Origin of the sequence: Photobacterium pectinilyticum, assembly GCF_024357955.1 — a bacterium.
GTDB classification, from domain to species: domain Bacteria; phylum Pseudomonadota; class Gammaproteobacteria; order Enterobacterales; family Vibrionaceae; genus Photobacterium; species Photobacterium pectinilyticum.
On sequence record NZ_JANEYT010000008.1, the window covers coordinates 1 to 22,216 of the forward strand.

The window sequence follows — 22,216 nt, forward strand, 5'->3', positions numbered from 1 at the left end:
CATTACCGAAGTAATGATTGAATTGACTGTGCCAAAATAACTTGCGCTATTTTGTATTGGTCACTCAGTTTCATTGACAATTCTTTTGTTGACTATCATTTCACGAGTGCCCACACAGATTGCATGGTCAAATTGTTAAAGAACAATGTTTGTCACAACAGCTCTGAACCAGTGCTTTACCGTGACAACGGAGGCGCATTATAGAGATTTGGTTGGGCTTGGCAACACTAAATATTCAATTATTTCGTCGAATTAAACCAACCGCGCAAACAATAGACAATCATATTTAATTCCGTTTAATCTACACACTAATCCTGAGCTTATTCCTCTATCGGAACAATCAATTCTTTGGGTAGCGACAGTACCTTGACCAACTCATTCCAGTTGGCACGTAAATGAAGGGACACAAGATACACTTCAGAGACCAACACCATTACTTGGAGCAGTTAACCAGCTTTATCATCTACCTGCTTATACAGTGAATTAATAATGGTGAAAGGATGTAAAAAAGCCCTCCTTAAAATAAGGAGGGCTTTGGCTTTAAATCGGATGTTACTGTTTGGCTTCAATATGGCCGTCTTCAGCGACAACTTTTATCGGCTTGCCCGTAACAAACTTGCCTGACAGTATGTCTTGCGCCAACGGGTTCTCTATATATTGTTGGATTGCACGCTTGAGCGGTCGAGCACCGAAGACAGGATCAAACCCAGCCTCTGCAATCAGATCCAGTGCGCTGTCCTCCAGTTTAAGCTGGTAATCACGCTCTTCAAGCCGTTTCACCAAGCGGGCGATCTGAATACTGGCAATATTCTTGATGTGCTCGGCACCTAGCGGGTGGAATACCACGGTTTCATCAACACGGTTAATAAACTCCGGACGGAAGTGCTGACCCACCACGTCCATTACCGTCTGTTTTATTCCCTCGTAATCCAGCTCACCAAAGTGCTCTTGGATCCGGTCTGAACCGAGGTTGGAGGTCATGATCACCACACAATTACGGAAATCTACCGTCCGGCCTTGGCCGTCGGTCAAGCGCCCATCGTCCAGCACCTGCAGCAAAATATTGAACACATCTGGGTGCGCTTTTTCTACTTCATCCAGCAATATCACCGAATAAGGGCGACGACGAACCGCTTCTGTCAGGTAGCCCCCTTCTTCGTAACCAACATAGCCAGGAGGTGCACCAACCAAGCGGGCAACCGAGTGTTTCTCCATAAACTCTGACATATCGATCCGCACCATGGCGTCATCACTATCAAACATAAAGTGTGCCAGAGATTTACACAGCTCAGTTTTACCCACCCCGGTTGGACCGAGAAATAGAAAAGAGCCAATTGGACGGTTTGGATCAGAAAGCCCAGCCCGGCTACGGCGAATGGCATTCGCCACCGCATCGACCGCTTCATTCTGGCCGATAACTCGCTTGTGCAAGGCATCTTCCATACGAAGTAACTTGTCGCGCTCCCCTTCCAACATTTTGGCGACCGGGATCCCGGTTTGGCGGGACAGTACTTCCGCTATTTCCGCGTCAGTAACTTTGTTCTTCAACAGGCTCATTTCCTGCATTTCCGCCTGGGCAGCCAAATCGAGCTGCTTTTCCAACTCAGGGATCTTGCCGTATTGCAATTCAGACATTCGGTTGAGATCACCTGCTCGACGAGCAATTTCCATGTCGGTGCGTGCTTGTTCCAACGCTGCCTTGATATGCTGCGTGCCAGACAAGGCCGCTTTCTCTGCGTTCCAGACCTCTTCTAACTCGGCGTAGTCACGCTCTTTTTTATCCAGTTCATCACGCAAATCGCTCAGGCGCTTCTGGCTGGCGTCGTCACTCTCTTTTTCCAGCGCCTGCTGTTCGATTTTGAGCTGGATGATACGACGCTCCAGGCGGTCGAGTGATTCGGGCTTGGAATCGATCTGCATGCGGATACTTGATGCGGCTTCATCAATCAAGTCGATCGCTTTATCCGGCAGCTGTCTATCTGAGATATAACGATGTGACAGTCCTGCCGCGGCAACGATAGCCGGATCGGTAATTTCCACATGATGGTGGAGCTCATAACGCTCTTTAAGGCCACGCAAAATAGCAACGGTATCTTCTACAGTTGGCTCGTCCACCAGCACTTTTTGGAATCGGCGTTCAAGCGCGGCATCTTTTTCAATGTACTGGCGATACTCATTGAGGGTGGTGGCACCAACACAATGTAGTTCACCTCGAGCCAGTGCAGGCTTAAGCATGTTACCGGCATCCATAGAGCCTTCGCCCTTACCGGCACCAACCATGGTATGCAGCTCATCAATAAACAGAATGATACTGCCTTCTTCTTGCGATAACTCGTTAAGGACTGACTTCAAACGTTCTTCGAATTCACCACGATATTTAGCACCCGCAATCAATGCCCCCATATCCAAGGAAAGGACACGCTTGTGACGCAATCCCTCAGGGACCTCACCATTGATTATGCGCTGCGCCAAACCTTCAACAATCGCTGTCTTACCGACCCCTGGCTCACCGATGATCACTGGGTTGTTCTTGGTACGGCGCTGCAGCACCTGAATGGTACGGCGAATTTCATCATCGCGGCCAATAACAGGATCCAGCTTGCCTTGCTCGGCACGTTCGGTCAGGTCAATGGTGAACTTTTCCAATGCCTGTCGATTTTCTTCGGCATTGGGATCATCGACATTCTGGCCACCGCGGACTTTTTCGATCGCCTGTTCTATTTTTTCGGCGGTCAGCCCTTTTTCTTTCAATAGCTGACCGAGCGGCCCTTTGTCATCCACCGCAGCCAAAATAAACAGTTCAGACGAAATATATTTATCTTTACGCTTCTGAGCTAACTTGTCACACATGTTGAACAGCATGCCCATGCCATGTGACAGCTGCACATCACCGCCGATACCGCTTACTTTCGGTAGTCGCTCCAATAGCTCGGACAATCCAGAGCGCAACTGGGCAATATCGACATTCAACAGGGTTAGAAGTGGACGGATGGTACTACCATCCTGGTTCAATAGCGCCACCATCAAGTGGGCGGGCTCTATATACTGATGGTCTCGCCCCAATGCTAGCGATTGAGCATCAGAGATTGCCATCTGGAATTTGCTAGTAAAACGGTCAAGACGCATAAGTCCTCCTATCTTCTCTCACCATTAGATATGGTGTCCTCGCTCTCATTTTTCAAGCTAAATTTTCCTCTGCAAGTCGTCTTCAGTATCATTGACCCGTTACATCAATAATCACCAGATAACAAAAAGCCCTGCAATAGCAGGGCCTTAGTAGAGTATGTTAGATTGACTATTCCAGCCAAATCAAGGTTGCCTGGCGGCCAGTGACCCCATCGCGGCGATACGAATAAAACCGCTCAGTATCGGAGTAAGTACAGCAATCGCCCCCAAAAACATCGTCAACGGACACTTCTGCAAGGCGCTGGCGAGCCAGTTGATACAGATCTGCCAACCACTTCTCACCATGAGGCTGAAAAGCTTGGGCGGCAGCAGGGTCATGGGCTATAAACAACTCTCGCACTTCGCCACCGACCTCAAATGCCTGCGGCCCAATAGCCGGGCCAAGCCAAGCTATGATCTCCGAGCCAGGGACCGAAAACTTAGCGACAGCCTGCTCAATAATGCCATCAACCAAACCACGCCAACCGGCATGGACTGCGGCAACTTGTGTACCTTGTCGATCACACAAGATCACCGGCAAACAATCTGCTGTCATTACCACACAAGGCAGTTGCGGCGTTGCGGTATAACTACCGTCAGCATCAATAACGGATGATGGGGCCTGTTCAAGACCCACAACGTCAATGCTGTGGGTTTGGTTCAACCATACTGGTGCGGTAGCCAATCCAAGTTGATCCTGCAACCACTGACGATTTTGCAGCACAACCTCTGGTTCATCCCCAACGTGGTTACCGAGGTTCAAGCCTTGGTAAGGTCCGATACTGTTACCACCTTCACGAGTGGTCGCAATGGCTTTCACATTAGCAGGCGCTGGCCAGTCGGGGACAATCCACATATTAGTACTCTTCTTCTTGGTTCGCGTCTTTATCCTTACGTAGGATACTGATCATCGCCACCATGTCGATTGGAAGTGGCGCACGCCATTCCATCAGCTCACCAGTGATCGGATGAGCAAGACGAAGCATTCGCGCATGCAACGCCTGACGATCAAACGCACGCAACGCCTGAACAAGTTCATCGGATGCATTTTTCGGCGGACGAGGACGGCCACCATAAATCGTATCACCAATCAGCGGATGGCTTAGGTAAGACATATGCACACGGATCTGGTGGGTACGACCAGTTTCCAGGCGCAGGATAATACGCGTATGCTCACGGAAATGCTCAGCCACGCGGAAGCGGGTGATCGCCGGTTTACCAAACTCACTAACAGCCATGCAGATACGCTTGGTCGGGTGACGGCCAATAGGTTTTTCAACCGTCCCACCACCAGTCATCCTTCCCATCGCAATCGCTTCGTATTCACGAGTGATCCGACGCTTTTGTAGCGCACGAACCAGACGAGTCTGCGCCTGAATTGTTTTTGCCACCACCATCAAACCTGTGGTGTCTTTATCCAGACGATGGACAATACCGGCACGCGGCACTTCAGCCAAAGACGGACAGTGATAAAGCAACGCATTGAGTACCGTACCGTCTGGCGTACCTGCACCTGGGTGTACGACAAAGCCACGCGGCTTATTGATAACGATAATATGCTCATCTTCGTGTACGATATCGAGTGGGATGTCCTGAGCCACCCAGCGGACTTCGTCTTCGATTTCCGCTTTGATAAACAGCTCTTCACCGCCCATCATTTTCAAACGTGGTTTTGTCGTGACTTCCCCATCGACAGAAACCATACCATTAAGGATCCACTCTTTGATCCGTGAGCGGGAATAATCGGGGTGTAATTCAGCGATAACCTGATCGAGGCGCAAGCCAAGTTGGCTATCATTTACTGTATTTGTTAACTCTATCTGCTGTGCCATAGCGAACTTTTTTAAAAAGCGTGGGACTAAACGTCAAACGCTGCGTAAAATAACATAATAGTGTCATTGTATCTGTTAACGGCTCAGACCGTAATGGATCCACCGAAATAAAATTTTTTATCAAGGAAACAGTCGCCGCAATGAAACGCCTGACTCTATCGTCTCTTCTTGCCGTCGCCATACTTTCAGGCTGTTCAAGCACGGAAGAAGTGGTACCGGATGTACCGCCATCTGAACTTTACGCCACAGCCCAGCAAGCCTTGCAAAGCGGGAGCTGGACCACGGCCATCGAACGACTGGAAACTCTGGATTCCCGTTACCCGTTCGGTGCCTACTCTGAACAAGTTCAGCTGGATCTTATCTATGCTTACTACAAAAATGATGATCTTGCTTTAGGTGAAGCAACCATCGATCGTTTTAACCGCCTAAACCCAGCTCATGAAAAAGCCGACTGGGTGCTGTATATGCGCGGTCTAACCAGCATGGCGCAAGATCGCAGCTTTATGCATGATTTGTTCAGCATAGATCGCCACGACCGCGATCCTGAGCCTGCCCGTAAAGCCTTCCGTGACTTCAAACGCCTACTCGATCGCTATCCGAACAGTCGTTATGCTGCGGATGCCCAGGCACGTATGGTCTTTTTGAAGAACCGCTTAGCCGATTACGAGCTGGCTGCTGCCGACTTCTACCTACGCCGTGAAGCATGGGTAGCTGCGGTCAACCGCTCCCAGCTGATCCAACGCGAGTATCCAAATACTGAAGCTGCTCGCAAATCCTTGCTGATCATGGAAAGCGCTTACGAAAAACTTGGCTTAAGCGAGCCTCTGGAAAACACCCGTAAGCTCATCGCACTCAACCCAGTCTAACCTGCTGGTGTTCAGCCATAAAAAAACAGCAGCCTAGGGCTGCTGTTTTTTTAATTACGATTATTTGCTTCAACGACCACTTGATAAAAGACTGGTTAAAATTAACACAAACCTTTGTTATTAATCGAAATAAACCCCTGAATAGCACCAGCCACCAGCGTTCGTTCTTCCCTCATACTGCCCCAACTTTCTAACGTTCTACAAGCACTTTCGTCAAACTTTTTTGCAACAAGCAAGACATGATCACAGAATTTTTCTGGACAATATTTTAAAAATACAATCGTGATCGTGATCACATTATTGATTCCTGAATTTAGTAATCTGAAGTCAACCCAACGAAGGGTAGCAAAAGAGGAAAGATAATTATGACAGTAGACATTACCGGCAAAAACCTAGATATCACCCCTGCTATCCGTGAGCGTATTGAGTTTAAATTCAAAAAGTTAGAAAAGTATCAGGTTCCACTTATCAGTAAGCACGCGGTGATCAGCACCGAGCCAAACCGCCAATTTAAAGTTGAAGCATCTGCTGCTATTCCTGGAGGTCAACTCGTCGCCTCAGCAGAGCATGACGACATGTATGGTGCCATTACTGAGGTATACCAAAAACTTGAACGCCAACTGAACAAGCAAGCTCACAAACCAACGGCACGCCGTGCAAGCCACAGCGACAAACCGCAGATTGAAGAAGCAGAAATAGAAGCCGAAGAAGAAGCATAATTATTCAAGAGGATTTGATAAACAGCCCTGCCCTGCAGGGCTGTTTAGTTTCTGCTTGACAACACTTCCAAGGCTGAATAATGTTGAACCATCACTAACCCAAAACCATAACATTCATTATTTATGCAAATAACCACACTGTTTTTCTTTAGCTTCTTTTTTATGTCACCTTAATGGGGGCTATTCGTTGTGCAAGAAACAAGCTAAAGACGAACAGACAGCCTCCTAACCAGGAGGCTTTTTTGTATGAATAAGAAAGACAGGGAACGACAATGACAGAACCGCAGTATTCGCTGGACGAAATCAGAACCAACGTCAGCCGTATCGATAATGAAATACTTAAGTTGCTTGCCGAGCGCCGCCAATTGAGTTTGGAAGTGGCCAAGAGCAAAATCCAAACCGCCAAGCCAGTGCGAGATCAAACCCGTGAGCAAGCACTATTGCTACGCTTGATCGAAACAGGCAAATCCTTGCAGTTGGATGCCCAGTACGTCACCCAGATCTTCCATACCATTATCGAAGACTCCGTCTTGTTTCAGCAGGCTTTCCTGCAAAAAATCGCCAACCCAGAGAGCTTGCAACCTGTCGCCCGCGTCTCTTTCCTTGGCGCAAAAGGCTCTTACTCCAACCTTGCCAGCCGAAGTTATTTCAGCAAGAAGCAGACCAAGTTGGTTGAACTCAGCTGCTCGACATTCCGCGATGTTCTGCACATGGTAGAAATTGGTAATGCCGACTACGGTGTCCTGCCAATCGAAAACACCAGTTCAGGCTCGATCAACGAAGTCTATGATCTGCTCCAGCATACCAGCCTGTCGATTGTCGGTGAGATCAACCAGCCTATCGAGCATTGCCTACTCGCAGTGGCAGATACCAAGCTTGAAGACATTGATACCCTGTACTCGCACCCTCAGCCGCATCAGCAATGCAGCGAATATCTCCATTCAATGGGCAATATTACCCAGGAGTACTGCTCAAGCACGGCAGAAGCGATGAAACAAGTGGCTGAGCTCCAGCAGCCTAATGTGGCTGCTATCGGTAATGCCTCAAGCGGTGAGTTGTACGGGCTGACCCCGCTCAAATCCAATATTGCCAACCAGCAGGAAAACTACACCCGATTTATTGTCGTCGCGCGCAAGCCGGTTGATGTTACCTCGCTGATCCCAGCCAAAACCACCCTGACCATGTCTACCGCCCAGAAAGCCGGTTCACTGGTTGAGTGCCTGCTGGTACTGCGTAATCTCAATATTAATATGACTAAGCTTGAATCACGCCCTGTCATTGGCAACCCGTGGGAAGAGATGTTCTACGTTGATGTTGAGGAAAACCTCAAATCGGAAGTAATGCAGGATGCACTGGAAGAGCTGACTCGCCTGACCCGCTTTATCAAGGTATTGGGCTGCTACCCGAGCGAGAACGTCAAACCTGTTGACCCTGAAACGGGTGATTTGATTCTGAGGGGGTAGGTGGCATATTACTGAATAGGATGTCAAAACCTACCCAATAGGGACATTGGGTTGGAGCTATATGGATGTATTTACCGCGATTTTGACATTCCTGTTCAGTGATGTGCCGGTGCTCTCGCTAGAGGCTACACCCAGTATCAAAATGACGTTTATCTAGATGCCAAGCCAGCTAAAAACAAAAGCCCACGCACTGCAAAGTGCGTGGGCTTTATTATTCTTGTCAAAGTCGCTGTGCTTAGTGACCTGACGAGGTACGGTGAGTCGAGTCGTTCGCCTGTCTAAGTAATCCCTGGCTCTCGATTAAAAAATGCTGGGCATAGTCCCCAAACCAATTTTCAACCCGGCCAAAGGCCTGCTTGAACGTCTCTTTGTCTTGATTGTCCAACATCACAATGGCTTCGCCAAAACGTTGATGGAAGCGTTTGATCATCGCTAGGTTCTGCGGTGACGACATAATGATATCGGCATACAGCTGGGCATCCTGGGCAAACAGACGCCCCACCATAGCCAGCTCCAAACGGTAGATTGGTGAACTGAGCGATAGCAGTTGCTCTAGCTTCGGATCTTCTTCGGCAAGGTGTAGGCCATAAACAAAAGAAGTGAAGTGGCGCAGCGCCTGGATCAAGGTCATCCCTTCATCGTGCTCAATCGCACTGATCCGGTTGAGGGTCGCACCCCAAATTTGGATCTGCTCAAGCAACCATTGGTAACTTTCTGGATTACGGCCATCACAATAAGCAACAACCTGTTTAGCCAAGCTGGCAATGTCTGGACCAAACATCGGGTGCAAACCAACCACTGGGCCACGATGCACTTCCAGCATTGCCTGAACAGGACCACTCTTCACCGAGGTCAAATCAGCAAGAATACAGTCTTCCGGCAGGTTGCCCAATTTAGCGATGATGGTTTCGGTCAAGTTGATCGGCACCGACACGACCACCATGCCAGCATCGTCTAGCAGCTCATCCGCTCGATCCCAATCCTGACTGCCAAGTTTGCGAACCTGATAACCCGACAACTCAAATAAACGGCAGAACAAGCTACCTAGCTGACCATGGCCACCAACGACCACAATCGGACGCAGATCCGGCTTGAGGCATTTGAAGCCAGAATCATTTTCACTCGCGTAAGACTCACGCATAGTTCGACGCAGGATATCTTCAATAAGATCCGGCGGTACCCCTTTACTTTCTGCTTCCTGACGTCGTGAAGCCAGCATAGCGGCTTCACGATCAGGCGCATAAATCGGCAAGCCATGTTGGCTTTTCACATGGCCGACCTCTTCGACCAAAGATAGACGGCGAGCTAGCAGCTCCACCATCTGGCGGTCGACATCATCAATTTGATCTCTTAGTTTACTTAGTTCAGCGACCATCTATGGCTCTCTGCATTCGTGGCGGATTTAGTCTTCAATACGCTTCTGAAGAAATGGCGTAAGCTCTTGGTGAGTATGGCGTAACAAGGTATCGGTCGATTCCCAATTAATACAGGCATCGGTGATAGACACACCATAAGCCATTTCTCCACGCGGAAGATCCGTACTCTGGTTTCCTTCATTAATATGGCTTTCCAGCATCAAACCGATAATGGACTTGTTGCCCTCACGGATTTGGTGGATCACATCTTCGGCAACCAACGGCTGACGACGGTAATCCTTGCGGGAGTTAGCATGGCTACAGTCTACCATCAGCGACGGAGAAAGGCCTGATGCATTCATCTCGTTTTCACATTCAGTCACAGAGACAGAATCATAGTTGGTTTGCTTGCCACCACGCAGAATCACATGGCCATCAGGGTTGCCCTGGGTATTCAGCAAAGCGACTTGGCCATCCCGATTAATCCCCATAAAGCGGTGGCCTGAAGCTGCAGCCTGCATCGCATTAATCGCAGTGCCTAAGCTGCCATCGGTGCCGTTCTTAAAGCCAACTGGCATCGACAGGCCACTTGCCATTTCGCGGTGAGTCTGAGATTCCGTGGTACGGGCCCCAATGGCTGCCCAGCTGAACAAATCACCCAGGTATTGCGGGCTGATCGGATCCAACGCTTCGGTCGCTAGCGGGATCCCCATTTCAACCAAATCAATCAGTAGCTGACGGCCAATATGTAGGCCTTCTTCCACTTCGAATGAACCGTCAAGGTGTGGGTCATTGATCAGCCCTTTCCACCCCACCGTTGTACGCGGCTTTTCGAAGTAAACCCGCATCACAATGTACAATTGATCGCTTAACTCTTCAGACAATGCTTTTAGCTTAACTGCATACTCTTTAGCGGCTTCAATATCATGGATCGAGCATGGGCCACACACCACCAGTAAGCGGTGATCACGCTTGTGGATGATATCAGCAATAGTCTGGCGAGATTGACGAACGAAGTTAAGGGCGCTTTCACTGACTGGCAGCTTGGTGCGCAGCTCTTGTGGTGTGATTAATACCGACTCGTTTTCGATATGGACATTATTCAGCTGGTCTTTTTGCATGAGGGCTTCCCTGTAAACTAATTAATACAAAAAATAGAAAGAAAAACAGGAACGCCCTGTTGTTAAACAGACAATAGCAGGCCTAGGATAAAGATTGCAACACCCTGTAAAGAAAAAAATCCACCGTAAATTAAAATTTACACCAAAGCATTTTTGGCGCTATTGGCCAAAGCCAGTTACCATAATGGCAATGCCCACTCGCACCCCCTATGGCAATGGAACTGATTTTTTCTCTCTTACAGCAGCTCAGTGTATACCTGGTACTGGCATACCTGCTTAGCAAAACCCCACTCTTTATGCCCCTGACCACTATTTCAGGTCGGCTATCACAGCGCTTTACTTGCTACATCCTGTTTTCCCTCTTTTGTATTTTAGGCACTTACTTCGGATTACACATAGAAGATGCGATTGCCAATACCCGGGCAATCGGTGCAGTTATGGGCGGTTTACTCGGTGGACCTGTTGTTGGCTTTGCCGTAGGCTTGACCGGCGGTCTTCACCGCTACAGCCTCGGGGGCTTTACCGATCTGGCTTGTGCTATCTCCACCACCGCCGAAGGCCTGATCGGCGGCTTGATGCACAGTTACTATGTGCGCCGGGGCCAAGCCGATCAGATATTCCGTCCACAAGTGGTGTTGGTAATCACTCTGGTAGCCGAAATTGTCCAGATGCTGATCATCCTTGCTGTTGCTGAACCGTTTGAAAAAGCACTAGTTCTGGTCAGTGCCATCGCCTTACCAATGGTGATAGCCAACTCGATCGGAGCAGCGTTTTTTATGAGCATTATCCAAGACCGAAAGACCATTTACGAAAAGTACTCTGCGGCCTTCTCAAGCCGAGCCCTTAAGATAGCCCAGCGTTCAGTCGGGATCTTCAGCCAAGGTTTTAATGAAGAAAGCACCAAGAAAATCGCCAAGATCGTTTATCAAGAAACCGGCGTCGGTGCTGTCGCGATCACCGACCGCGAAAAAATCCTCGCTTTCATCGGGATCGGTGACGATCACCATTTACCCGGAACCCCGATATCTTCCGGCTATACCCATCGTGCCATTGATGGTTGCGAGCTAGTATATGCCGACGGCTATGATCTCCCCTACCAGTGTTCGCTGCATGACAAGTGCAAACTCGGTTCGGCACTGGTGATCCCACTGATTGGCGGTAACCACGAAGTACTGGGTACCATCAAACTCTATGAACCGAAGCGCAAGTTATTCTCGACGGTTAACCTCACGTTGGGTGAAGGGATCGCCAAGCTGCTGTCCAATCAGATTTTGACCGGGCGCTATATCCAGCAGCAGAACTTGCTGACCCAAGCCGAACTTCGCCTGCTGCAAGCCCAGGTCAATCCGCACTTCTTGTTCAATGCCCTCAATACCATCAACTCAGTCGTCAGGCGCGATCCGGACAAAGCTCGTCAGCTGATCCAGCATCTGTCACAGTTCTTCCGCCGTAACCTCAAGCAAAATATCGAAACGGTAACCCTGCAAGAAGAGCTGCATCATATACATGCTTACCTAGAGATTGAACTGGCACGCTTTTCCGACCGGCTCACTGTCGAGGTTAATGTTGCCCATGAGTTGATGACCATGATGGTACCAACCTTTACCCTACAACCGCTGGTCGAAAATGCGATCAAACACGGCACTTCGTCCTTACTGGAAAATGGTAAAATCACTATCAACGGCTTTATCGAACAAGATCACGTCATCCTCGAAGTCGAGGATAACGCCGGAAACTATGAACCTATTGGTGAAGAAAGTGGCCTTGGTATGAAGATTGTCGATAAGCGTCTGAAAAATATGTTTGGCAAACAGTACGGCCTAGTCATGACCTTTCAGGCCCACGAATGGACTCGGGCAACCATCAAACTGCCTGTTGATACCCTCACACACCTTAACGGAGAACATGCGGCATGATTAAAGCCCTTGTCATTGATGATGAAAAATATGCCAGGGAAGAGTTGATTGACCTGTTGGAAGAAGATGGGTCTATCGAGGTTATCGGGCAATGTAATAATGCCATTGAGGCACTGAAAAAAATTAATTCCCTCAAACCCGATGTCATTTTTCTAGATATCCAAATGCCGCAAATCACCGGTATTGAAATGCTGAGCATGCTCGACCCTGACACCATGCCCAAGGTCGTCTTCGTTACCGCTTATGACGAGTACGCTCTCAAAGCGTTCGAGGACAATGCCTTCGACTACCTGCTCAAGCCAGTGGAAACATGCCGCCTGACCAAGACTATCAAACGGCTGGCGCGGGAATGCCAGTCAGCCGACTACTCACCACTTATCAGTGACATGCTGGAGCTGATCCCTTGCAGCGGACACAACCGAATTCTGTTGCTTCGCCCAGACGAAATAGAAACCGCTTATTCCGATCTCAGTGGCGTTCACGTTGTCAGCCACGATACCGAAGCAACCACCCAGCTAACCTTGAAAACGCTGGAAGAAAAAACCCCGCTGATCCGCTGCCACCGCCAGTATCTGATCCACCCGACAGCGATCAGGGAAATTAAATTATTGGAAAACGGCCTCGCTGAAATTACCACATGCGGAAGCCATCAAGTTCCGGTCAGCCGCCGCTACCTCAAAGAGCTCAAAGATCGCTTCGGCCTCTGCTAACCACTTTTAGTCCAAATAAAGTGATGGCAGTACATCCTCCATCACTTTAATTCCTCTCTCTGCCCGCAGGCTATCCATGTACAACAGGCCTGAAGTGACAAAGCCCCTGTGGCAATACCCTGACAGTGATCACGGAATTAACATTCAAGCACCTGTCGCCTACCCCTCGGTAAAACCGCCAACCCAACTCGATAAAACCGCTTAATGGCATAATCGACCACTCACCCTGCCATACAACCACTCACCCCTTTTGCGGATGAATATTGCAGGCAAACCGTTAGGATGGCAGCTATCAAAATACGTTTTGCGCAGTTGCCGAGGGTGTAGTAGAGGCACGGAACGCAAAACTCACATAACCCACTCCAATAGGATTAGAGAGACAAGATATGGCCTGGTTTCTGATGTGTGTTGCGGCGCTAGTAGGTGGTTACTTCATCTACGGTGCGTTCATTGAAAAGATCTTCGGTATTAACGAAAAACGCCAAACGCCGGCTTTTACCAAGCAAGACGGTGTTGACTATGTCCCTATGTCGAACAAGAAAGTCTACCTTGTTCAGCTACTTAACATTGCCGGTGTCGGCCCGATTTTCGGCCCAATCATGGGGGCCCTATACGGTCCTGCCGCTATGCTGTGGATTGTTATGGGTTGTATCTTTGCCGGTGCTGTCCACGATTACTTCTCGGGCATGCTATCGATACGTAACGGTGGTGCTTCAGTACCGACGATTACCGGCCGCTACTTGGGCAACGGTGCAAAACACTTTATGAACATTTTTGCTATCGTACTGTTGCTGCTTGTGGGTGTGGTATTCGTATCGGCGCCAGCCGGCATGATCACTAACCTGGTCAACGAGCAAGCCAATATCGGCATGTCGATGACCACTATGGTAGTTATCATCTTTGCCTACTACATCATCGCCACTATCGTTCCAGTCGATAAGATCATCGGCCGCTTCTACCCGCTGTTCGGCGCGCTGCTTATCTTTATGTCTGTTGGCCTGATCACCGCTATCGCCTTTTCAAGCGAGCACTCGCTGCTTGGCGATTACGAGATGAGCCAGATGTTCACCAACATGAACCCGAATGACCTGCCACTATGGCCTGCGTTATTTATCACCATCGCTTGTGGTGCTATCTCTGGTTTCCACGCTACCCAGTCGCCACTGATGGCACGTTGCATGGAAAACGAGAAGAACGGCCGTTTCGTGTTCTACGGCGCGATGATCGGTGAAGGTGTGATTGCCCTTATCTGGTGTGCCCTCGCACTATCATTCTTTGGTTCGGTAGAGTCACTACAAGAAGCCGTCGCTAACGGTGGTCCAGGTAACGTGGTTTACAGCTCATCTATCGGTCTGCTCGGTGTATTCGGTGGTATCGTTGCTTTCCTTGGTGTAGTTATCCTACCGATTACCTCGGGTGACACCGCATTCCGCTCAAGCCGCCTAATTCTGGCTGAGTACTTCAACCTGGAACAGAAGTCGCTACGCAACCGCCTACTGATGGCACTGCCGCTGTTCGTACTCGGTGGTATCCTGACTCAAGTTGACTTCGGTATCATCTGGCGCTACTTCGGCTTTGCTAACCAGAGCACCGCGGTAATGATGCTGTGGACAGCATCGGCTTACCTGCTGCGCCATAACAAGCTGCACTGGGTAACAACAGTACCGGCTATCTTCATGACCACGGTATGTATTACCTTCATCCTGAACAACAGCCAGCTAGGTTTCGGCCTACCAATGACGGTATCGACTATCGCAGGTATCGTAGGCTCACTATCTATCGCCGGCTATGTTATCAAGCGCTCTAAAGGCAAAGGCGAAACCGACCTTGCTGACGAAGAGACCGCTGAAGGCAGTACGGAAATCGCTTAAGTTTTCACTTCCCCTGAAAACACAAAAAACCAGCCCAATTGGGCTGGTTTTTTATTAGATAAATAAGCTAACTTAAGCTTCTGGCAACTCTTCGTCTTCAGTAGAGAAGATCACTTCACCATCAATGGAGTATTGCTCAAGAACTTTTTCTTCGTAATCGCTCCATGAACCATCAATATCTACACCCTCTTCGAGAGTTACAGACTTCACTAAAAGACCTGTTTCTTTGTCAATCCAATGCTCTAGAGTTTCAGTCATTGTTTCAGCTTCACCCTCAAATTCAGCATCCGTTGTTGTCTTGATTGTAAACGAGCATGCATTTACTTCGTTACCAAGAACATCAACTTTATCTAAGCCATTAAAAGTTACACTACGCTTGCTTTGTCCCCAGGTATAACGGAATTCTTGTCCGTCCTCAATCTCAATCCATGTTGTAGTGTAAGAAGCAGGTGTTGTTTCACCTTCTTTAGAGCCAAATAGCCACAAAGGTGCTGCTGGTGAATTTACATCAGAATCAAAGTCAACACCGTTAGATTCCATATCACCAGCATATGACACTGATGTAGATTGCTCATCGATTACATAGAAATTTGAACTCGTCCATTGGCCACTACGTGACTGTTGTGCACGGCGTGATTTGGCTTCTACCTCTGAACCTAGTGGCGTTTCTGAGTAAGCATATACGCTTTCTACTTGTGTAATTGATTTATGCTCATCAAAGTCAACACCGTTAGTGATAACTAGTCGTTCAGTACTATAAGCATCGTTATCATAACGCCATGTTACTTCGTGAGTACCATCTTCCCAAAGCGTTGGGTTAAAACACACTTCAGCTTCACCACCAGTAGGTAGGTCTAGGTCTTTATCACCGCTTGAGCTTGATGAACCGCCACAGCCAGCAAGTAATGCAGTGGCTACTGCAACAGACGCGATTGTAAATTTATTCATTATTAGTAACTCCTATGTATATAGCGTTACCAATCATCCGGAATAGAGACCTGCCAGCAATGCATTATTCATTTCAATATGTAAATTACGAATGATATATAAACAAAATTTATATTATTTTTGACCTTTACCTGACAGTGGATAATTTACACATTAAAATCAATAGCATAAAACAGAAGCTATTGCGTTTTTATACTCCCACCAAACCAAAAACATGCTCCACAAAATACATATGAACTCATTTTTCACGCATAAAAAAAGCCCACCTTGCGGTGGGCTTTTTCATTAAACGTCTTACGTGTCGAGAATTACTTAGAAGTAAGCTTCTCGCGGATACGTGCAGATTTACCTGAACGCTCACGTAGGTAGTACAATTTGGCACGACGTACTGCACCACGACGTTTAACAGTAATGCTGTCAACGATTGGAGAGTGAGTCTGGAACGCACGCTCAACGCCTTCACCGTTAGAGATCTTACGAACAGTGAATGCAGAGTGTAGACCACGGTTACGCTTAGCGATTACAACGCCTTCGAAAGCCTGTAGACGCTCGCGGTTACCTTCTTTTACCTTAACTTGTACAACAACAGTGTCACCTGGTGCGAAAGTTGGTAGGTCTTGTTTTAGTTGCTCGTCTTCGAGCTGCTTAATGATGTTACTCATTGGTAAATACCCTAGAATAAACTGATACTAAATTAATTAAATGCTTGCCTTGTGTTCGCGGATAAACTCCGCCAGCAAGAATTCCTGATCGTCAGTCAGAGCTAGGTTTTCCAGGAGCTCTGGTCTTCTCAACCAAGTACGGCCCAGCGATTGTTTCAACCGCCAGCGACTAATGTCCTTGTGATTCCCAGACAGCAAGACCTTAGGGACTTCCTGCCCGTCCAACATTTCAGGACGCGTATAATGAGGGCAATCTAGCAAACCATTTGCGAAAGAATCTTCTTCCGCCGACGCAAAGTCTCCCAGTACACCCGGCACAAACCGGACCACTGCATCCACTAAGGTCATAGCTGGTAGTTCACCACCCGTCAGCACAAAATCGCCGATAGACCATTCTTCGTCTACCTCTTGTTGGATAATGCGCTCATCTACCCCTTCATAGCGACCACAGATAAGAATCAGATTCTCATTCTGCGCCAGCTCCTCAACACCCGCTTGATCAAGCTTACGGCCCTGAGGTGACAGGTAAATGACTTTAGCCTGGCCATCTACGGACTGTTTGGCAGTATGAATGGCATCGCGCAAAGGCTGCACCATCATCAACATACCCGGTCCGCCACCATATGGTCGGTCATCAACCGTCCGGTGTTTGTCGTGGGTAAAATCACGAGGATTCCACGTTTCCACTGACAAAAGGCCTTTTTTTACCGCCTGGCCTGTTACCCCAAAATTGGTAATGGCATTAAACATGTCAGGAAACAGGCTGATTATGCCTACCTTCATTTGTTCACCTATTACCGGGGATTAAAATCCAGGATCCCAGTCAACTTCGATCCGCTGAGCAGTGCGATCAATCGACTTGATGACCTGCTCATCGAGGAACGGAATTAAACGTTCCTTCTGGCCAAAAGCATCTTTCAGGTTGGCTTTGACAACCAAAACGTCGTTGGAACCTGTTTCCAGGATGTCAGTAACTTTACCTAGGTCGTAACCTTCGGTTGTCACTACTGCCATTCCATACAACTCACGCCAGTAGAACTCGTCTTCTGACAGTGCTGGTAGTTGGTCAGCCAATGCGTAGACTTCAGCGTTAGTGAACATCTGAGCATCCTCACGGATATCCAAACCTTCTAGCTTAGCGACTAAACCCTGACCATGGCGCTTCCACGATTCAACGCGGAGCTCCTTCCACTCACCTTTGACTTTAATAAACCAAGGCTGATAGGAAAAAATGCTTTCAGCTTCTTCGGTGTAAGAAAAAACTTTGAGCCAACCCTTGATGCCATAAGTGGAACCAAGTTTCCCAACAACAATGCGGTCTTGTGTACTCATCGCTTCTCTAATACCTGTCATGCTAATTAAGCCGCTTTAGCAGCGTCTTTGATTAGCTTAGCTGCGCGGTCAGACACAGTAGCGCCTAGACCAACCCAGTGGTTAACACGGTCAAGATCTAGACGTAGACGCTCTTCCTGACCCTTAGCTAGCGGGTTGAAGAAGCCAATTTTTTCGATGTTACGACCGTCGCGTGCGCAACGTGAGTCAGCAACAACGATTTGATAAAATGGACGCTTCTTAGCGCCGTGACGTGCCAAACGAATGGTTACCATATCGTCCTCTTTGCATTACTGTAAATGAAATCGGCCCCGCCATGGATATAACGGGGCCCGTGCCAAATTAAGCTCGGGAATTTTACTCTTTAAACTGACGAATGCAACCGCTTTAGCTAAATTTTCACCAGTAAAAGAATGTTGACATACCCAAGCCCAATGTATTTGTGGGAATTAATGCCGATTAACGGCCGAACATTCCGCCCATACCACCACCCGGTGGCATCATGCCTTTCATGTTGCGCATCATGTTCTTCATGCCGCCCTTCTGCATTTTCTTCATCATCTTCTGCATCTGGGTGAATTGCTTGAGCAACCGGTTAACGTCTTGGACCTGAGTACCAGAGCCCATCGCAATACGCTTCTTGCGCGAGCCTTTAATCAGCTCAGGGCGCTGGCGCTCTTTAACCGTCATCGAGTTAATGATAGCTTCCATCTGGTTGAACATCTTGTCATCAACCTGATCTTTGACATTGTCTGGTAGCTGGGACATACCCGGAAGTTTGTCCATCATCCCCATCATGCCGCCCATGCCTTTCATCTGCTCAAGCTGGCCGCGGAAGTCTTCAAGGTCAAAGCCTTTCTTTTCCTTGAATTTCTTGGCCAGTTTCTCGGCTTTTTCCTTATCGACATTACGCTCTAAATCTTCGATAAGCGACAGTACGTCACCCATACCAAGGATACGTGAGGCAACACGGTCAGGGTGGAAAGGTTCTAAGGCATCGGTTTTCTCACCAATACCCAGGAATTTAATCGGCTTACCGGTAATGTGGCGCACAGACAGCGCAGCACCACCACGGGCGTCACCGTCAACCTTGGTTAGGATCACACCGGTCAGTGGCAGGGCTTCGTCGAAGGCTTTGGCCGTATTGGCCGCATCCTGACCTGTCATGGCATCGACCACGAACAGGGTTTCCACTGGATTGATGGCCTTGTGGACATCTTTGATCTCGTCCATCATTTCGCTGTCGACATGCAAGCGACCTGCAGTATCGACAATCAGGACATCATAAAACTTGAGCTTCGCTTCGGCATGAGCTGCCGTAACGATGTCAACCGGCTTCTGGTCAGCCGTGGATGGGAAGAAATCCACACCCAAATCACCAGCCAGGGTTTCTAACTGTTTGATCGCCGCCGGGCGGTATACGTCGGCAGACACCACCAGCACTTTTTTCTTCTTGCGCTCTTTCAGCAGCTTACTCAGCTTACCAACACTGGTCGTTTTACCCGCACCCTGTAGACCGGCCATCAGAATAACCGCTGGCGGCTGGCTCGCAAGGTTCAGGTCTTCATTACCTTCACCCATGACCGCTTCAAGCTCGGCCTGAACGATCTTGATGAACTCCTGACCCGGTGTCAGACTTTTCGATACCTCAGTACCTACCGCGCGTTCTTTTACACGCTTGACGAAGTCACGGACAACAGGAAGCGCAACATCAGCTTCGAGTAACGCCATACGTACTTCACGCAGCGTATCCTTGATGTTGTCGTCCGTCAGGCGGCCACGGCCACTGACATTCTTAAGCGTTCGCGATAAACGCTCCGTTAAATTTTCGAACATGTGCTACTCGCTCGTTACGCAACTAATCGGTATGATCTTGCTAGTATAACGCAATCCATACCCTGCTTTCATGCCCTGACGGACACTTTCACTGTGATATCCCCTGATAAAACCGCCTCGGTAGGCTATTGATCTCGCTTTATCATGGCGGGCAGACGGCTAGCAAGGTATAATTGCGAACTCTTACCATCTTAAATAGTTAAGTTTACTATGGATATGTTGATTGCCGTAATGGCGGCATGCCTTTACTTTCTTGCCCTAGGGCTGGTTGTACCGGGGCTCACCAACAGCAATGGCATCAAGACCAAGCCGGTCTTTGTTTTCGCCGTGGCCGCTATTGCCCTTCATATCCTGCTGCTCAAAGATCTCATTCTGGGTGGACAGGGACAAAATCTCAGTATTTTAAACGTGGCCTCGCTGATCAGTTTACTGATTGCAACGATTACCACTGGCGCGATGTTAAAGATGCGGGTCTGGTTCCTGCTGCCTATCGTCTACAGCTTTGCAGCAATTAACCTTACCGCCGCCACTTTCCTTCCGGGCGCCTTTATTACTCACCTGGAAACCCATCCAGAAGTGCTGCTGCATATCTCTCTGGCGCTGTTCTCTTATTCGACCCTGATGATTGCAACCCTGTATGCGATACAACTGGCTTGGTTGGATCACAAGCTGAAAAACAAGAAGAGCCTGGTGATTAATCCGAACATCCCTCCTTTAATGATGGTCGAGCGTCAGCTTTTCAAGATCATTTTGGTCGGTACCTCGCTATTAACCGTCACGTTGGTGACCGGATTTATCTTTATTCAAGATATGCTGGCACAAGGCAAGACCCACAAAGCCATCTTTTCTCTGCTGGCATGGTGTGTTTATTCTGTCTTGTTGTGGGGACATTACCAGAGAGGATGGCGTGGACGCCGTGTGGTCTGGGTTAGTCTGGTCGGCGCATTCCTATTGACACTGGCCTATTTCGGTAGCCGCTTCGTCAAAGAAATTATCATTGGGGTATAAATTACGTGTCCCATTCATTGACACCCAGTGAGTCTGGGTACAAAGTTCAAGTAACAGAAACGTTAAGGAAATAGGTTTTTGGACGATATATCCACGGGACTTTTATTCTCCCTCTTGATATTACTTCTTGTTATTTCCGGTTATTTTTCCGGTTCTGAAACCGGAATGATGGCCCTCAACCGCTACAAACTGCGGCACTTGGCCAACCAGGGACACCGCGGGGCCAAGCGGGTTGAAAAACTCCTGTCGCGTCCCGATAGGCTGATCGGCCTGATACTGATCGGCAACAACCTAGTCAATATTCTCGCTTCCGCCATCGCCACCATTCTCGGTATGCGTCTCTATGGCGATATGGGGGTAGCCATCGCCACCGGTGCTCTGACCTTAGTCGTACTGGTGTTTGCTGAGGTGACCCCGAAAACCCTTGCCGCCCTTTACCCTGAACGTGTCTCTTACGCCAGTAGCGTCGTATTGCAACTACTGATGAAGCTGCTTTATCCGCTGGTCTGGTTTGTTAACGGCATTACCAATGGCTTCCTGATCTTGCTCGGTTTGCGGGTTGATAATGCCAACAATGGCAAGCTCAGCTCGGAAGAGCTACGAACCGTGGTAAACGAAGCCGGAGGCCTGATCCCTCGCCGTCACCAGGACATGCTGCTGTCAATCCTCGACTTGGAAAATGTCACCGTGGAAGATTTGATGGTGCCGCGCAGCGAAATTGCCGCCATCAATGTCAACGATGACTGGAAATCGATTGTCCGCCAGCTTAGCCACTCCGCCCATGGTCGCATTGTGCTGTTCCGAGACAATATCGATGAAGTGGTCGGCATGCTGCGGGTGCGCGAGGCCTACCGCCTGATGATGGACAAGAATGACTTCAGCAAAGAAAACCTGCTGCGAGCAGCGGACGAGGTCTACTTCATCCCGGAAGGGACACCACTCAATATCCAGCTGCTGAAGTTCCAACGCAATAAAGAGCGCATTGGCCTGATTGTCGATGAATACGGTGATATCCAGGGCCTGATCACCTTGGAAGATATCTTGGAAGAGATTGTAGGTGAATTTACCACTTCTATCAGTCCGACTCTGGCTGAGGAAATCACCCCGCAGCCTGACGGTAGCCTGATGATTGAAGGCAGTGCCAATATCCGGGATCTCAACAAGAGTCTTAACTGGGGGCTACCGACCGATGGCCCGCGTACCCTCAACGGCTTGATTCTGGAGCACCTGGAAGACATTCCCGACAGCCAGATCAGCATCGAGGTTTCCGGCTACCAGATGGAGATCATCGAGGTCTCTGGCAATATGATCAAGCAAGTTCGGGTGCTCCCCAACCAGCTAAAGAAGACGGGCTGATCTTAGTATCAGCCTAAGCGACAGATACAGTAAAGCCGACATTATCGCCGGCTTTT

20 protein-coding genes and 1 other annotated feature are annotated in these 22,216 nt (G+C 48.8%); of the genes, 8 read left to right on the forward strand and 12 right to left on the reverse strand.

Annotated elements, in window-relative coordinates; all coding sequences use genetic code 11:
• Positions 1-552: 552 nt before the first annotated feature.
• The 3 genes from clpB to rluD all read right to left on the reverse strand — a co-directional run bounded on the left by clpB (position 553) and on the right by rluD (position 4,997).
• The gene (gene clpB, locus NHN17_RS05195) at positions 553-3,126 is read right to left on the reverse strand and encodes an ATP-dependent chaperone ClpB (protein ID WP_255041072.1); all 2,574 of its coding nucleotides are present in this window, start codon (positions 3,124-3,126) and stop codon (positions 553-555) included.
• A 169-nt stretch (positions 3,127-3,295) separates the two neighbouring features.
• Positions 3,296-4,021, reverse strand: coding sequence for a peptidoglycan editing factor PgeF (pgeF, locus tag NHN17_RS05200; protein WP_255041073.1), 726 nt, complete (start codon positions 4,019-4,021; stop codon positions 3,296-3,298).
• Position 4,022: 1 nt separating this feature from the next.
• Positions 4,023-4,997, reverse strand: a complete 975-nt coding sequence (rluD, locus tag NHN17_RS05205) for a 23S rRNA pseudouridine(1911/1915/1917) synthase RluD (protein WP_255041074.1) — start codon at positions 4,995-4,997, stop codon at positions 4,023-4,025.
• Between the two features lie 140 nt (positions 4,998-5,137).
• Between rluD and bamD the strand changes: the two genes are divergently transcribed.
• Positions 5,138-5,863, forward strand: a complete 726-nt coding sequence (gene bamD, locus NHN17_RS05210) for an outer membrane protein assembly factor BamD (protein ID WP_255041075.1) — start codon at positions 5,138-5,140, stop codon at positions 5,861-5,863.
• A gap of 101 nt (positions 5,864-5,964) precedes the next feature.
• On the opposite strand, the gene NHN17_RS05215 is transcribed toward bamD, so the two are convergent.
• The gene (locus tag NHN17_RS05215) at positions 5,965-6,159 is read right to left on the reverse strand and encodes a hypothetical protein (protein ID WP_255041076.1); all 195 of its coding nucleotides are present in this window, start codon (positions 6,157-6,159) and stop codon (positions 5,965-5,967) included.
• A gap of 69 nt (positions 6,160-6,228) precedes the next feature.
• Between NHN17_RS05215 and hpf the strand changes: the two genes are divergently transcribed.
• Together hpf and pheA are read left to right on the forward strand one after the other, a co-directional pair.
• Positions 6,229-6,582 carry a ribosome hibernation-promoting factor, HPF/YfiA family gene (gene hpf, locus NHN17_RS05220; RefSeq protein ID WP_255041077.1) on the forward strand — a complete coding sequence of 118 codons (354 nt, stop codon included), beginning with the start codon at positions 6,229-6,231 and terminating at the stop codon, positions 6,580-6,582.
• Between the two features lie 125 nt (positions 6,583-6,707).
• Positions 6,708-6,829: a sequence feature (Phe leader region), on the forward strand.
• Between the two features lie 25 nt (positions 6,830-6,854).
• Complete coding sequence (gene pheA / locus NHN17_RS05225) at positions 6,855-8,045, forward strand: prephenate dehydratase (protein ID WP_255041078.1); 1,191 nt, start codon at positions 6,855-6,857, stop codon at positions 8,043-8,045.
• Positions 8,046-8,280: 235 nt separating this feature from the next.
• On the opposite strand, the gene tyrA is transcribed toward pheA, so the two are convergent.
• Both tyrA and NHN17_RS05235 read right to left on the reverse strand, forming a co-directional pair.
• A complete protein-coding gene (tyrA, locus tag NHN17_RS05230; protein WP_255041079.1) occupies positions 8,281-9,420 on the reverse strand; it encodes a bifunctional chorismate mutase/prephenate dehydrogenase in 1,140 nt (379 codons plus the stop codon).
• A 27-nt stretch (positions 9,421-9,447) separates the two neighbouring features.
• Positions 9,448-10,521 (reverse strand): 3-deoxy-7-phosphoheptulonate synthase, encoded by a 1,074-nt coding sequence (locus NHN17_RS05235; protein WP_255041080.1) that lies wholly within the window; start codon positions 10,519-10,521, stop codon positions 9,448-9,450.
• Between the two features lie 215 nt (positions 10,522-10,736).
• Between NHN17_RS05235 and NHN17_RS05240 the strand changes: the two genes are divergently transcribed.
• The 3 genes from NHN17_RS05240 (at position 10,737) to NHN17_RS05250 (ending at position 15,018) form a co-directional block, all read left to right on the forward strand.
• Positions 10,737-12,437: a sensor histidine kinase gene (locus tag NHN17_RS05240; protein ID WP_255041174.1), complete on the forward strand. Its 1,701-nt coding sequence runs from the start codon at positions 10,737-10,739 to the stop codon at positions 12,435-12,437.
• Positions 12,434-13,147, forward strand: a complete 714-nt coding sequence (gene btsR, locus NHN17_RS05245; RefSeq protein ID WP_255041081.1) for a two-component system response regulator BtsR — start codon at positions 12,434-12,436, stop codon at positions 13,145-13,147. The genes NHN17_RS05240 and btsR overlap by 4 nt, the downstream gene beginning before the upstream one ends.
• Positions 13,148-13,533: 386 nt before the next feature.
• A complete protein-coding gene (locus NHN17_RS05250) occupies positions 13,534-15,018 on the forward strand; it encodes a carbon starvation CstA family protein (protein ID WP_255041082.1) in 1,485 nt (494 codons plus the stop codon).
• 72 nt (positions 15,019-15,090) lie between these two features.
• Here the strand turns inward: NHN17_RS05250 and NHN17_RS05255 are convergent, their stop codons facing one another.
• The 6 genes from NHN17_RS05255 to ffh form a co-directional block, all read right to left on the reverse strand.
• Positions 15,091-15,966, reverse strand: coding sequence for a hypothetical protein (locus NHN17_RS05255; protein ID WP_255041083.1), 876 nt, complete (start codon positions 15,964-15,966; stop codon positions 15,091-15,093).
• 308 nt (positions 15,967-16,274) lie between these two features.
• Positions 16,275-16,628, reverse strand: a complete 354-nt coding sequence (rplS, locus tag NHN17_RS05260) for a 50S ribosomal protein L19 (protein ID WP_107351786.1) — start codon at positions 16,626-16,628, stop codon at positions 16,275-16,277.
• Positions 16,629-16,664: 36 nt separating this feature from the next.
• Positions 16,665-17,411 carry a tRNA (guanosine(37)-N1)-methyltransferase TrmD gene (gene trmD / locus NHN17_RS05265; protein ID WP_255041084.1) on the reverse strand — a complete coding sequence of 249 codons (747 nt, stop codon included), beginning with the start codon at positions 17,409-17,411 and terminating at the stop codon, positions 16,665-16,667.
• Positions 17,412-17,432: 21 nt separating this feature from the next.
• Positions 17,433-17,987: a ribosome maturation factor RimM gene (gene rimM, locus NHN17_RS05270; RefSeq protein ID WP_208113430.1), complete on the reverse strand. Its 555-nt coding sequence runs from the start codon at positions 17,985-17,987 to the stop codon at positions 17,433-17,435.
• Positions 17,987-18,235, reverse strand: a complete 249-nt coding sequence (gene rpsP, locus NHN17_RS05275) for a 30S ribosomal protein S16 (RefSeq protein ID WP_075763068.1) — start codon at positions 18,233-18,235, stop codon at positions 17,987-17,989. The genes rimM and rpsP overlap by 1 nt, the downstream gene beginning before the upstream one ends.
• Positions 18,236-18,419: 184 nt before the next feature.
• On the reverse strand, positions 18,420-19,796 hold the full coding sequence (ffh, locus tag NHN17_RS05280; RefSeq protein WP_255041085.1) for a signal recognition particle protein: 1,377 nt from the start codon (positions 19,794-19,796) through the stop codon (positions 18,420-18,422).
• A gap of 210 nt (positions 19,797-20,006) precedes the next feature.
• Between ffh and NHN17_RS05285 the strand changes: the two genes are divergently transcribed.
• On the forward strand, positions 20,007-20,804 hold the full coding sequence (locus NHN17_RS05285; RefSeq protein ID WP_255041086.1) for a cytochrome C assembly family protein: 798 nt from the start codon (positions 20,007-20,009) through the stop codon (positions 20,802-20,804).
• A gap of 78 nt (positions 20,805-20,882) precedes the next feature.
• A complete protein-coding gene (locus tag NHN17_RS05290; RefSeq protein ID WP_255041087.1) occupies positions 20,883-22,160 on the forward strand; it encodes an HlyC/CorC family transporter in 1,278 nt (425 codons plus the stop codon).
• The last annotated feature ends 56 nt before the right edge of the window (positions 22,161-22,216 follow it).

What these genes read in the sequence shown, in the direction of transcription:
- hpf (WP_255041077.1), top strand. Translation starts at nt 6,229, where the DNA reads ATGACAGTAGACATTACCGGCAAAAACCTAGATATCACCCCTGCTATC.
- pgeF (WP_255041073.1), bottom strand. Translation starts at nt 4,021, where the DNA reads ATGTGGATTGTCCCCGACTGGCCAGCGCCTGCTAATGTGAAAGCCATT.
- NHN17_RS05285 (WP_255041086.1), top strand. Translation starts at nt 20,007, where the DNA reads ATGGATATGTTGATTGCCGTAATGGCGGCATGCCTTTACTTTCTTGCC.
- ffh (WP_255041085.1), bottom strand. Translation starts at nt 19,796, where the DNA reads ATGTTCGAAAATTTAACGGAGCGTTTATCGCGAACGCTTAAGAATGTC.
- tyrA (WP_255041079.1), bottom strand. Translation starts at nt 9,420, where the DNA reads ATGGTCGCTGAACTAAGTAAACTAAGAGATCAAATTGATGATGTCGAC.
- clpB (WP_255041072.1), bottom strand. Translation starts at nt 3,126, where the DNA reads ATGCGTCTTGACCGTTTTACTAGCAAATTCCAGATGGCAATCTCTGAT.
- rplS (WP_107351786.1), bottom strand. Translation starts at nt 16,628, where the DNA reads ATGAGTAACATCATTAAGCAGCTCGAAGACGAGCAACTAAAACAAGAC.
- NHN17_RS05240 (WP_255041174.1), top strand. Translation starts at nt 10,737, where the DNA reads ATGGAACTGATTTTTTCTCTCTTACAGCAGCTCAGTGTATACCTGGTA.
- rluD (WP_255041074.1), bottom strand. Translation starts at nt 4,997, where the DNA reads ATGGCACAGCAGATAGAGTTAACAAATACAGTAAATGATAGCCAACTT.
- NHN17_RS05255 (WP_255041083.1), bottom strand. Translation starts at nt 15,966, where the DNA reads ATGAATAAATTTACAATCGCGTCTGTTGCAGTAGCCACTGCATTACTT.
- bamD (WP_255041075.1), top strand. Translation starts at nt 5,138, where the DNA reads ATGAAACGCCTGACTCTATCGTCTCTTCTTGCCGTCGCCATACTTTCA.
- trmD (WP_255041084.1), bottom strand. Translation starts at nt 17,411, where the DNA reads ATGAAGGTAGGCATAATCAGCCTGTTTCCTGACATGTTTAATGCCATT.
- pheA (WP_255041078.1), top strand. Translation starts at nt 6,855, where the DNA reads ATGACAGAACCGCAGTATTCGCTGGACGAAATCAGAACCAACGTCAGC.
- rpsP (WP_075763068.1), bottom strand. Translation starts at nt 18,235, where the DNA reads ATGGTAACCATTCGTTTGGCACGTCACGGCGCTAAGAAGCGTCCATTT.
- NHN17_RS05250 (WP_255041082.1), top strand. Translation starts at nt 13,534, where the DNA reads ATGGCCTGGTTTCTGATGTGTGTTGCGGCGCTAGTAGGTGGTTACTTC.
- NHN17_RS05235 (WP_255041080.1), bottom strand. Translation starts at nt 10,521, where the DNA reads ATGCAAAAAGACCAGCTGAATAATGTCCATATCGAAAACGAGTCGGTA.
- btsR (WP_255041081.1), top strand. Translation starts at nt 12,434, where the DNA reads ATGATTAAAGCCCTTGTCATTGATGATGAAAAATATGCCAGGGAAGAG.